Source organism: Methanosarcina baikalica, assembly GCF_031461075.1.
GTDB lineage: Archaea > Halobacteriota > Methanosarcinia > Methanosarcinales > Methanosarcinaceae > Methanosarcina > Methanosarcina baikalica.
This window is the reverse complement of sequence record NZ_JAVKPK010000099.1, coordinates 1-9,670: the sequence shown is the minus strand read 5'-3', so window position 1 is coordinate 9,670 and position 9,670 is coordinate 1. Positions and strand designations below refer to the sequence as shown.

At 41.9% G+C, this 9,670-nt stretch carries 10 protein-coding genes; 7 read left to right on the top strand and 3 right to left on the bottom strand.

Features of this window, described 5'->3' with window-relative positions:
* The coding region (locus tag RG963_RS15585; protein ID WP_310577199.1) for a GNAT family N-acetyltransferase at positions 1–496 on the bottom strand (496 nt) is incomplete at its 3' end.
* Between the two features lie 427 nt (positions 497–923).
* On the opposite strand from RG963_RS15585, the gene RG963_RS15580 reads away from it, so the two are divergent.
* Complete coding sequence (locus RG963_RS15580) at positions 924–1,184, top strand: hypothetical protein (RefSeq protein WP_310577198.1); 261 nt, start codon at positions 924–926, stop codon at positions 1,182–1,184.
* Positions 1,185–1,374: 190 nt separating this feature from the next.
* Here RG963_RS15580 and rnz read toward each other — a convergent pair whose 3' ends face one another.
* Positions 1,375–2,292 carry a ribonuclease Z gene (gene rnz / locus RG963_RS15575; RefSeq protein WP_310577197.1) on the bottom strand — a complete coding sequence of 306 codons (918 nt, stop codon included), beginning with the start codon at positions 2,290–2,292 and terminating at the stop codon, positions 1,375–1,377.
* 444 nt (positions 2,293–2,736) lie between these two features.
* On the opposite strand from rnz, the gene cobA reads away from it, so the two are divergent.
* From cobA to ahbC, 3 genes are all read left to right on the top strand, one after another.
* Positions 2,737–3,504 (top strand): uroporphyrinogen-III C-methyltransferase, encoded by a 768-nt coding sequence (cobA, locus tag RG963_RS15570; RefSeq protein WP_310577196.1) that lies wholly within the window; start codon positions 2,737–2,739, stop codon positions 3,502–3,504.
* Positions 3,505–3,525: 21 nt separating this feature from the next.
* Positions 3,526–4,329: a uroporphyrinogen-III synthase gene (locus tag RG963_RS15565; RefSeq protein WP_310577195.1), complete on the top strand. Its 804-nt coding sequence runs from the start codon at positions 3,526–3,528 to the stop codon at positions 4,327–4,329.
* Positions 4,330–4,436: 107 nt separating this feature from the next.
* Positions 4,437–5,636, top strand: coding sequence for a 12,18-didecarboxysiroheme deacetylase (gene ahbC / locus RG963_RS15560; RefSeq protein WP_310577194.1), 1,200 nt, complete (start codon positions 4,437–4,439; stop codon positions 5,634–5,636).
* Between the two features lie 199 nt (positions 5,637–5,835).
* On the opposite strand, the gene RG963_RS15555 is transcribed toward ahbC, so the two are convergent.
* Positions 5,836–6,750 (bottom strand): aminoglycoside phosphotransferase family protein, encoded by a 915-nt coding sequence (locus RG963_RS15555; RefSeq protein ID WP_310577193.1) that lies wholly within the window; start codon positions 6,748–6,750, stop codon positions 5,836–5,838.
* A 154-nt stretch (positions 6,751–6,904) separates the two neighbouring features.
* Here RG963_RS15555 and RG963_RS15550 point away from each other — a divergent pair, with 154 nt between their 5' ends.
* The 3 genes from RG963_RS15550 (at position 6,905) to RG963_RS15540 (ending at position 9,557) form a co-directional block, all read left to right on the top strand.
* On the top strand, positions 6,905–7,570 hold the full coding sequence (locus RG963_RS15550; RefSeq protein WP_310577192.1) for a molybdopterin-dependent oxidoreductase: 666 nt from the start codon (positions 6,905–6,907) through the stop codon (positions 7,568–7,570).
* A 238-nt stretch (positions 7,571–7,808) separates the two neighbouring features.
* Entirely contained in the window at positions 7,809–8,750 is a 942-nt protein-coding gene (locus RG963_RS15545; RefSeq protein WP_310577191.1) for a phosphotransferase, read from the top strand.
* Positions 8,751–8,807: 57 nt separating this feature from the next.
* The gene (locus RG963_RS15540; protein ID WP_310577190.1) at positions 8,808–9,557 is read left to right on the top strand and encodes an HAD family hydrolase; all 750 of its coding nucleotides are present in this window, start codon (positions 8,808–8,810) and stop codon (positions 9,555–9,557) included.
* Positions 9,558–9,670: the final 113 nt, after the last annotated feature.

The window sequence follows — 9,670 nt, the reverse complement described above, 5'->3', positions numbered from 1 at the left end:
ATTTCACAAGAGCATACATGCAGTAATCAAAGAATCTACCATTTTTATAAACACTTTTCTTCATTATGCCCTCTAAAACAAATCCGGCTTTTTCAAGGGCTTTTCTTGAGCCGATATTGTGTGCATAAGGCTCTGCAAATATCCGAACAATATCATACTGTTCAAAAGCTATTTGGCAAAGCTGTTTTATTGCTTTGCTCATAATCTCCTTGCCCCAAAAAGGTTCACCAAGCCAATATGCAATTTCTGCACTCTTACAATAAACATCATTTTTAATGAATAAGGCAATACATCCCACAGCATCTCCATTTACAATAACTGCTCGGCAACATTGTTGTGCTTCATCATTACAGCTAAAACTCTCTACGGTTGTTTTGCTATCCTCTAAAGTAGAAGGAAATGAAGCCCTCATATTTTCTGCAATCTTTGCATTGTTGGAATATTTGAAAAAGTTTTCAGTATCGGATTTTTCCCATTTTCGCAATTTGAAATTCATCGGTAGTACTCCATTAGTTTGTTGATGTTTCATCTTAAAATGGACTTTGTTCAGCTACATTTGTTTTCTAAATCTACCTGCATACAGAAAAACGTACATAGCGTGGAAAATAAGGTGCAGAAGGCAAGTATGTGAATGTTATGAAAAATATCAACCTATTACTGATGGATCACCTACGTTTATTTACTCAAAATAAATGGAGATTAAAAAATATATTATATTGTAGGCCTCTCAAAATATAAATTTCTTAATGAGGAAGCACGGTTTTTAAAGCACTAATTTTAAAAGTATCGTGCTTTCACATGCTTTACTTCTTTTCCTGAAAAACCGGGAATAGTTTTATGTATAAAAATCGTTATTGTCTAACAGAAACATATTTGAATAAGGTCTATAATGAAATATGAACTAAGCATTAAAAGGGATTTCCATGAATGAGATACGTGAAGTCGACCGGTTTGAGTGTAGAGTTATAAGCGTAATCCAGAACCTGGTCTGGAAAGGTATAACAGTAGAAGAAAACGGTACGAGAGGCAGGGTATACTTCGGAAGAGTGAATGGCGAACTGAATATTAGCCACGGCGAGACGCTCTATTTAGGTATCAAGCCTGTCTACGAGGTCGAAGACAAAACAATGAAAGTTACACTCTACGATGCAGAAGATAAACAGCTGGATTGGACTCTTGTTTGAGTTGATCAGATTCTACTAACAATGCAGATTATTTCTGCTACCTATTTCTTTTCTGCTGCACTTTCCAGATAGAAAACCCCAATAACTTTTATAACTCTCTTTAAAGAACTTTTGAGTTTTTAGAACCCTCTTTGACAGCTTCTTTTTCAGAATAGTCCGTCTTTTCTCTTTTAATCTCAAATCAAAAGGCTCATTCCTTGATGTACGGGATTTCAATTTCCATCAGGTCCTCGGCTACAATTACGTTCTCAAATATCTTTTTCGAATCTGTCAGGATGGGTTCAGCGTCATCTGTATAGCGAGAACTAATATGAGTGAGGATCAGTTTCTTGACATCGGCTTCTTTTGCGAGGGCTGCAACTTCCCCTGCTGTCGAATGTTTGGACTCTTGCGCCCAGTCTGCCATTTCGTCGGCAAAACTGCCGTCATGAATCAGCACATCTGCACCCCTGCTGGCTTCGAGGACGGACTCACAGGGCCTGGTATCTCCACTATATACAACAGTCCTTCCAGGCCGCAGGGCTCCCATCACATCTTCGGGTTTTACGAATCTGCCATTAACTTCTACAGGGCTTCCTTTTTGAAGTTTTGCGAAAAGAGGACCAGGAGCAATGCCCAGTTCGATTGCCCTTTCCCTGTTGAAACGCCCTGGGCGAGGATTTTCTACAAGGGCATATCCCAGACTGGGGATACTATGTTCGGTCTTTAGAGCCCGGATCACATATTCACTTCCTTCTACGATATCTCCGGGCTTTAGCTGGATGCCTCGAACCTCGTATTTAAGATTGAAATAACCAAGAGCTTTAAAGAGTTCCGTAAATTCTCCTGTTCCCTCCGGGCCGTAGATCATAAGAGGCTCTTTCCTTCCCATGAAAGACATGGTCTGGATAAGGCCAGGAATTCCCAGGAAATGATCCGCATGGAAATGACTGACAAAAATAGAGGACAGGCTCATCATCCCTGTCTTTGCCCGCATCATCTGTTGCTGGGTGCCTTCTCCACAGTCAAACAGGATGAGCTCCCCTTCCCTGTTGACCATTACTGCGGAGGGGTTTCTGTTGCGGGTCGGAAGAGAACCTCCAGTACCAAGAAAAATTATGCGAAGCATGATACCCAATAATAAAAACTTCGCTTATTTATGGATTACTGCTCATCAGGTTTTGCTTGATAATTTCGCAATTCTGATTACTCTTAAAAACAATTAAGCCTCAAAGAATTGGAACTTAGATCGTGTCTTAAAATTCAGACCATTTCTACAATTGGATAATGTCAACGTAACTTTAAATTCATATCGTAAATTTCTCCAAAATTTTAGAAAAATGCTCTTGATAATATATCCACGAACTTCCAGATTCCCAGCTAATGAAAACCCGAAGACCGGAAATTTTCAGATTGTAAAAATAAAAAGAATACAGAAGTTTTGGATTTACAGAGTGCAAACACAAATGCACAAATTTTGTCTCTATTTTCAGCATATTATATATTCTAAAAACTCGTTAACCTTTTCCAGATTACACATTTCTATTCAAAAATCATAAAGGAACCTCTTCATATGTCAGGAAATTACGGAAAAGTTTACCTTGTGGGTTCGGGTCCCGGAGACCCCGAACTCCTTACTCTGAAAGCCCGCCGGCTCATAGACAGTGCAGAAGTCATCGTCTTCGACCAGCTTCCGGGAAAAGCTATCCTGGGCTCAATGCCGGAAAGTGCGGAAAAAATCGACGTTGGAAAATATGCTGGCAACCACATGATGACTCAGTCCGAAATCAATAAAGTGCTTGTGCAGAAAGCAAAAGAAGGTAAGAATGTGGTCCGGCTGAAAGGAGGGGACCCCTATGTATTCGGAAGGGGAGGCGAAGAAGCTGAGGTGCTCGTAGCAGAAGGCATCGAATTCGAAATCGTGCCAGGAATCACTTCTGCAATTGCAGTGCCTGCTTATGCGGGAATTCCGGTAACCCACAGGGAAAGCACATCTATGGTCACTTTCATAACCGGACACGAAGATCCCACGAAGGAGGAGAGCGGACTTGATTGGGAGACCCTTGCAAAATTTGAGGGAACTCTTGTGGTCTTTATGGGCGTAAAGATGCTCAGGCGAAATACCGAAGAGCTCATGAAGCACGGCAAGAATCCAAAAACCCCGGTTGCGGTCATAGAGAGAGGAACCCGCCCTGACCAGCGGGTAACAGTAGGAACTCTAGAAAATATCGCCAATCTGGCAGAAGAGCGAAAAGTGAAGGCTCCTGCCATCACAGTCGTAGGAGACGTGGTCAACCTTCATAACATCCTTGGGGAGCAGCATACAGGGACTGACTTTTAACACATTCGGAGGGATCAGGATATGACAGGAGAAGAGACGAAGGCAAAAATACCAGTTCTCGCAATCATGAGGCCGGAAAGCTACAGGGAAAAATCGGAGTCGCTTGCCCGGGATTATGGCTTTGAGCCGATATATGCCCCTATGATCAAGCTTGAAGGCATGAAAGATGAAGGTTTTGAGCCCTTCGTACAAAGAGTCCTTGCCGAAACGTCTGACTACGTGGTCTTTACCAGTGCAAACGGAATAACTTTTACCCTGGACAAGCTCTCTGAAACCGAAAAAGAACACTTTATTACAGCGCTGAAAAAAAGCCGGGTAATCGCAATTGGTCCTAATACGGAAAAAGAACTTCTAAAAATAGGAGTTGACAACCCCTTTTTGCCAGGAGACTACAGCTCTGAGGGAATTGTAGAGGCTCTCTGCCCCGAAGTAAAAGGGAAAACAGTGGACCTTGCAAGGAGCGCCTTTGGAGCCAAAGTCTTGATAGAAGGGCTCGAAAAATGCGGAGCTACGGTTTATGAGACTCATGTGTATACTCTCAGTATTCCCGAAGGAGCTGTTCAGAAAAAGCTGATAGAACGCACCCTTGCAGGGGAAGTGGACGCTTTTGCCTTTACAAGCTCAATGATGGTTAAAGGCTTTATGAAGCATGCGGAACAGCTGGGAGCAGAGAGAACTATAAAAGAGATCCTTGACAGGGTAGTTGTAGGTGCAATAGGGACTCCGACAGGAAATACCCTGAAGAAACATGGAGTCGAGGCAAACGTAATTCCCGACGAGTTCACTTTCGAAGCGTTATTAAAAGCCATTAAAAACCGGTTTTGAGGAATTTAAGGCCAATAAATACCGATAAATAAAAGCCTGCCCTGAAAAATCGGTTCAAAAAATAATACTTAAGATTTAAAAAACAATTTTAAATTTGAAGGATCGACATGATAGGCATTTCAAAACTATACTGCGGAACCGTGGAACCTTCTGACCCCCTCCGTTATGGAAGGGAATCGAAGAAACTTCCCTCTCACCTGCTACAATTTTCAAAAGACAAAAAGCCTGTAGTGGTCTGGAATATGACCCGCCGCTGCAACCTGAAATGCGTCCATTGTTATGCACAGGCAAAAGACGTCGAATTTGAAAACGAGCTTTCGACGGGGGAAGGTAAGGCTCTTATCGATGACCTTGCAAATTTCGGAAGTCCGGTAATTCTTTTTTCCGGAGGGGAACCGACCCTGAGAAAAGATCTGCCTGAACTTGCCGCCTATGCCCGGGAAAAAGGAATGAGGGCTGTAATTTCTACAAACGGGACGCTCATAGACCGGGACATGGCAAAAAAGTTAAAGGACGTTGGACTCTCTTATGTGGGAGTTTCTCTGGACGGGATAAGGGAGACAAATGACCGCTTCCGGGGGATGAAAGGAGCATTTGATGCAGCTCTCAGAGGCCTCCACAATTGCCAGGAAGAAGGCATAAAGGTGGGCTTGCGTTTTACCATCAATAAGCAAAACGTCAGAGATATTCCTGCGATCTTTGACCTTCTTGAAGAGGATAAAATTCCAAGAATATGTTTCTATCACCTGGTTTACGCAGGCAGGGGTTCGGAAATGGTAAGTGAAGATCTCTCCCTCGAGGAATCCAGGAAGGCTGTAGACCTGATACTCGAGAGGACAAAAAAACTGCACGAAAAGGGTTTCCCTGCTGAAGTCCTGACCGTGGACAACCACTGCGACGGTCCTTATCTGTACATGAAACTCCTTAAAGAAAACCCTGAAAGGGCTGCAGAGGTATTCGAACTGCTCTCCATGAATCAAGGAAATTCCTCCGGGATAGGTATCGGATGCGTATCCTGGGACGGTTCGGTACATGCAGACCAGTTCTGGAGACATTACTCTTTTGGAAATATACGGGAACGCCCGTTCAGTGAGATCTGGACCGACCAGAGTGACGAGCTTATGGCAGGGCTTAAGCACAGGAAGCCCCTTATCCAGGCTAACGCTGACCGCTGTGCCAGATGCAAATGGTTAGACGTTTGCAACGGGAATTTTAGGGTGCGAGCCGAAGCCGTATACGGAGATGTCTGGGCAGACGATCCTGCCTGTTACCTTACAAAAGAAGAAATCGGATACGATGAGGCCTGAAACATCTCAGGCTTCATTAAATTTCAGTATTTCTTAACTTCTATTATTTTCTTAACTTCTATTATTTTCTTAACTTCTATTATTTTCTTAACTTCTATTATTTTCTTAACTTCTTCAGATAATTATTTTTTAAATTTATTTTTCTGTAAGCTTGTCACCTTACTGGCGTTTTTCCTTCAGGTTATAACTATGTGATTACTCATTCAATAGAGTTGGAGATATACCATTTTGGGATGCATGTTTGAAATCCGTCATACCATTTCAAAACATTTTCGGCTTGTCTGAGCATCGTGCTGACCTCTTTGTGTCCGAATTTAATTGCCCAGGGAATTGATGAAAGCTGGTTACTCGCAATATATAAAGCCATTAATCTGAAAAATAAAGCGGGCACATTATTATGAAAATATCCATTTATACGTCCTGATGCAAATACGGCACTTACATCTGCACACCAGGTAATGCGATTAAACTCTTCCCAGGGGTCACCATAATCAAGCCTGTTGAAATCAATGATTCCTAGCTCTCCGGACTTTGTAACAATCATATTTCCGGCATGATAGTCCCCATGCTGAAAACACTGAGGGCGATTTTTCAATAGACATCGGTTTTGTTCGATGTATTCAATTATTTTATCTGCTCCCTCCAGGCGAATTCCGCAAGTTTCATAATCGGTGATATTTCTGTTTATTTTTTTATTGAAACGCTCCGACCATGATATTTGATTTTTTGCAGCAGGAACTTGATGCAGAATTCTTAATATTTCGCCCGCTCTAACACCGAGCCGGTATTGATATTTGCTGTTCAGCTCCGGAAGAAGATATTCTGCATCCTTCCCTGCAATCCAGGTTAGTAAAGAATATACGGATTGACCGTTATTACAAATTCCGAAATCGACTGGATGCGAGATCAAAATGTCAAGGTTATCAAGCTGTTTTATTGCTTCAAAACCCTGTTTCTTGTTCTCATATTGCGAGATGTCCGCTACTCTGAGTAATAATTCTCTTCCATCTGCAGTTCGGATATAATATTTCTGATCATTTGACCACCCTTTATTAAGTGGCTCAACTATTTGCCATTTACAAGAATCCGGGATTTCATTATAGAGTTTAATCACGCTAACAGCTCTATGAAAATCGAAGCCTGGCTATTGTCGTTTATCCAGATCACAACTTTAGAGTTTTCTTTTATAAATAATCATTTATTCGTGTCGAATGCATATTTTCAAGAAAGAACTGTAAGGAAAATAGTTGAGGGAGGAAAGCAAATACATGAAACTTATCCACTTATTCCTGATTCTTTCAGTTATTTTTATTGCTCTTTCAGGTTGTATTTCTGAAAGGGGGGAGCCAGAAACCTATGATAACCAGACTGAAATTCTTTCTTACCAGGGGCAAGAGCTAACTCCGATTGCACAACAGCGGAATAACGCCATCAAAGGAACACAATATATTGATAGGGAGAGCTACAGGCTTCAGGTCGACGGCCTTGTAGAAAATCCCCGGAATTTCACCTATGAAGAAGTAACCGGATTACCTCAGACTTCGAAAGTAGTGGATCTGATCTGCGTGGAAGGCTGGAGTTTTACCGCAAAGTGGACAGGAGTAAAAATGGCTGACCTTTTTGCAGAAACAGGAGCCTTCAAAAATGCCACAACTGTCATATTTTACAGCGCTGATGGCTATTCCACTTCTTTTGACACGGATTATTTATTAGAAAACGACATTATCCTCGCATACGGACTCAATGATGTGATCTTGCCTACTGAGAGAGGTTTTCCTCTTCAGCTTGTAGCCGAAGGCAAATACGGGTACAAATGGGCGAAATGGATCGTAAGAATTGAACTCAGCGACTCGCCTTACAGGGGATACTGGGAGGAAAGAGGATATAATAATAAGGCCGGTATCGGCGGACCTGAAGTTGAGAGACGGGAATAAGATCCTTACAGTTGAACACCAATAATAATATAATATATCCAGACTATAGTATACTGCTGCCAGTATTGAGAATCAAAACGTAAAATTGGCGGCTACTATTATCATAATATCAACTCAAGATGAGAGATCTATTGCGGGACAAAAATGAGAGATCTATTGCAGGACAAAAATGAGAGATCTATTGCAGGACAAAATATACAACTGTGGGAGTGTTTTTGGAAAATGGGGGTAATTTGAGGTGGCATTTCGCCATGTTAATACTTTAAGTCCTGGGGATCCTTTCAGGGACTGGCTTGTTGAAGACGTTGTGGGGCACCGGCTTCAGAATAAGCAATGTTCGGTTAATGTTTTTAAATACAACTCCTCCCACACTGTCTGTAGATATCAGTTCAAAGGCGAACATTTCAGCGTAATGGCAAAATTTTTTGCCGAACCTACCGGACGGCTGAAAGATTACAATCCCTACAAAGGCATGATAAATGAGTATCGGAACCTTAAAAAGGCGGCTTCGATAATAAATGTTGCAAAGCCTCTTGCAGTCAATAAAAAGTTCAATTGTGTCCTTGTAACCGAACATATACCTGGTAAATCTCTGGACTGGTACTTCAAGCATGAAGAAACACTCTATGAAAGACTTGCAGCAATTGCGCATATGCTCAGACAGCTCCACGACAATACGAAGTCCTCCTACAATAAGGAAAATGAATTCCGAAACTATCATGAAGTGCTGGACCATCTGAAACTGGATCATGACACAAGAGAGAATTTCAATAAGCTGCTTGGACAATGGTGGTACAGTCCCTTGCTCGACAGGGAATACGGCTGTATGGTTCACAGGGACGTCACTCCCTCGAATTACATATTTTGTAAAGATACGCCTTATGCACTTGATTTTGAAAGCTCCTGGTCCCAGGCGCACCCTGTAAGAGATCTCGGGATTCTCACTGCAGAACTTAAAAATGAGTTCGAATTGCATAAAGGGGGAGGCTGGAAGGCCGAACCGTATATAGGGAACTTTCTCTGGGAATATAGCAGGGGTGAAAAGGATTTTACCTATGTTACCGGAGTTTTGCCTTTTTTCATGAGTATAGGACTCCTTCGTTCGGCGAGGCTTCATCAGGGTAACTATAAAAATTATCTTATCAGAGAAGCAGGCGAGTGCTTAAAAGCAATTAATTAGAGGTAGCAATTAAAAGTAAAAGGCAATCAAGTAAAAGGGGATAGTGGAGGCAAGAGCATGTCGGAGAATCATGAATCTGAAACAAGAGAAGGCAAGGTCACATTTCTGAGCCATTCTCCCATAAAAGGGGAGGAGGCATTTGAGAGCTGCCATATAAAAGGAGTTATCTTTGACTGTTACCAGACCCTTATTGATATCCACTCTGAGGAACACAACCTGGAAACATATGAGGTCGTAAGCGCATGGCTTGCCTACGAGGGGGTGAAAATAGAGCCGAAAAAACTGTGGGATACTTACATGTTTAAAGTAAGGGATATAATGGAGCACTCCGGAGAGATATATCCTGAAGTCAGGGTAGAGGAAATTTTTGCAGAGATCTGCAAGGAAAACTCGATATGGGTAATCGATGAAAAAAGCCTTGGAGTAGAGGTATCCAGGGTTTTTCGGGCAGCTTCTATGCGAAAACTCCGTCTTTTCCCTCAAAGCATAAGACTAATTGAACATTATATAAACGTGCCAAAGTGCATAATCTCCAACGGGCAGAGAGTTTTTTCCGAACTGGAACTCAGGTTCCTGGGACTTTATGATTATTTCGACTTTGTGATCTTCTCATCGGATGTGGGGTACAAGAAACCTGACCTCAGGCTTTTTATGGCTGCGCTCAAAAGGATGGGTCTTGAATTCGAACCCAAATGTGTCATGTCAATAGGGGATTCTTACGAAAACGAGATAATACCTGCGAGAAAGCTCGGAATGCGTTCCATGCATATTGAAGAAGCATGGAAACAGTTAGGTCTGACGGACTGATCTCCATAAACTCAGTATTTAACTTTTTTCTTAAAAGTAATAAATTTGGCATTGTTAATTAAACATAGTTACTCTTTATTTCTGTATTTCATTAATAGAAGAACCGAGTACTT

Bases quoted from the DNA above. Each gene is read 5' to 3' on its own strand.
- RG963_RS15580 (WP_310577198.1), top strand. From the start codon at position 924: ATGAATGAGATACGTGAAGTCGACCGGTTTGAGTGTAGAGTTATAAGC.
- RG963_RS15565 (WP_310577195.1), top strand. From the start codon at position 3,526: ATGACAGGAGAAGAGACGAAGGCAAAAATACCAGTTCTCGCAATCATG.
- RG963_RS15540 (WP_310577190.1), top strand. From the start codon at position 8,808: ATGTCGGAGAATCATGAATCTGAAACAAGAGAAGGCAAGGTCACATTT.
- ahbC (WP_310577194.1), top strand. From the start codon at position 4,437: ATGATAGGCATTTCAAAACTATACTGCGGAACCGTGGAACCTTCTGAC.
- rnz (WP_310577197.1), bottom strand. From the start codon at position 2,292: ATGCTTCGCATAATTTTTCTTGGTACTGGAGGTTCTCTTCCGACCCGC.
- RG963_RS15550 (WP_310577192.1), top strand. From the start codon at position 6,905: ATGAAACTTATCCACTTATTCCTGATTCTTTCAGTTATTTTTATTGCT.
- cobA (WP_310577196.1), top strand. From the start codon at position 2,737: ATGTCAGGAAATTACGGAAAAGTTTACCTTGTGGGTTCGGGTCCCGGA.